The sequence below is a fragment of the Cereibacter ovatus genome, from assembly GCF_900207575.1.
GTDB classification, from domain to species: Bacteria; Pseudomonadota; Alphaproteobacteria; order Rhodobacterales; family Rhodobacteraceae; genus Cereibacter_A; species Cereibacter_A ovatus.
The window spans coordinates 1-1384 of the sequence record NZ_OAOQ01000058.1 but is presented as its reverse complement, the minus strand read 5'-3'; the positions used below and the strand labels follow the sequence as shown (position 1 = coordinate 1384).

General features: G+C 66.2%; 1 protein-coding gene. It reads left to right on the top strand.

What is annotated here, in order from left to right; translation table 11 throughout:
* The first annotated feature begins 102 nt into the window (after positions 1–102).
* Positions 103–1134: an IS110 family RNA-guided transposase gene (locus CRO07_RS18240; protein WP_097032023.1), complete on the top strand. Its 1032-nt coding sequence runs from the start codon at positions 103–105 to the stop codon at positions 1132–1134.
* Positions 1135–1384 lie beyond the last annotated feature (250 nt).

Here is a 1384-nt window from a genome sequence, read left to right as displayed (position 1 = left end):
ACACCACTTAGCGTAATCGCCACGTCCCACCCGCGGTCGTCGCCGTTGCAGGATGGGTCTGTCGCTCTGGCACTTCGCCGGGGCTTGAGCAAGGAGGATGCGATGGGAGTGTTTGCGGCGTTGGACGTGTCCCAGGAAGAGACAGCGATCTGCGTGGTGGGGCAGGACGGGGTGCTCGTAGCCGAGACGAAGGTTCCGACCTGCCCGGATGCGATCACCGGCTGGCTGGCCGAACGCGCCAGCGGTCTCGAGCGGGTCGGCATGGAGACCGGGCCTCTGGCGGTCTGGCTCTGGAACGCCCTGACGGAAAGGCAGGTCCCGATCATCTGCATTGATGCGCGCCACGCCAATGGCGTGCTGAAGATGATGCCGAACAAGACCGACCGGCATGATGCCCGCGGGCTCGCGCAGATCGTCCGCACCGGGTGGTTCAAGGCCGCGCAGATCAAGAGCCACGATGCCTATGTCAACCGGGCGATGCTGACCGCGCGGGAGGCGCTGGTTGGCATGCGCGTCAGGCTGGAGAACGAGATCCGGGGGCTGCTGAAGACCTTCGGCATCATGTTCGGCAAGCGGGTCGGCGGGTTCAAGCGCCGCGCCGAGGAGATCATCCGGGACGAGCTGACCGTTGTCCCGGACCTCGTGCCGATCTTCGAGGCGCTCATGCAGGCCAGGCGGGACATCCTCGCCCGCATCGCCGCGCTCGATAGTCGGATCAGGGCGGTTGCCAGGCGTCATGCGACGGTCCGCCTGCTGATGACTGCGCCCGGCGTGGGACCGATCACGGCAATGGCGGTTGTCGCGGCCTTCGATGATGCCTCCCGCTTCCGCCGATCCTCCAGCGCGGGCGCTTATCTTGGGCTGACGCCCAGGCGCTACGAGTCCGGAGAGATCAGCCGGAACGGGCGGGTGTCCAAACGGGGAGATGCCTTCACGAGGAAGTGCCTGTTCGAAGTCGCGAACGCAATCTTCTGCCGGAACCTGGGTGGCCCACGCCTGCGGGATTGGGCCAAGGCGATTGCCGAGAGGACCGGGCCGCGCAAGGCAAAGGTGGCGCTGGCCCGGAAGCTGGCGGTGACGCTGCACGCCATGTGGCGCACCAACACGCCCTTCCGGGAGGCCGCGGTGGCATAAGGAAAACGAACGGAACGACGCTGACAGCCAGCGTAACGGAATGCGTCCAGCCGGGACGCGCGGCGAGGGTGAGATCGCTCCCGGGTATGCGGTACCGACCGCGCACACCACTTCGATCCACCCGACCCTGAACGCCAACATGTGGCTCCCGCGCGGTGACCACGGAGAGAACCTCAGAGCCAGGCACCCAGGATCAACGGCAGAGAGATCAGCGATTGACCAAGGCGATTAGAGAACAACCCGGGGCACT

Bases quoted from the DNA above. Each gene is read 5' to 3' on its own strand.
- CRO07_RS18240 (WP_097032023.1), top strand. From the start codon at position 103: ATGGGAGTGTTTGCGGCGTTGGACGTGTCCCAGGAAGAGACAGCGATC.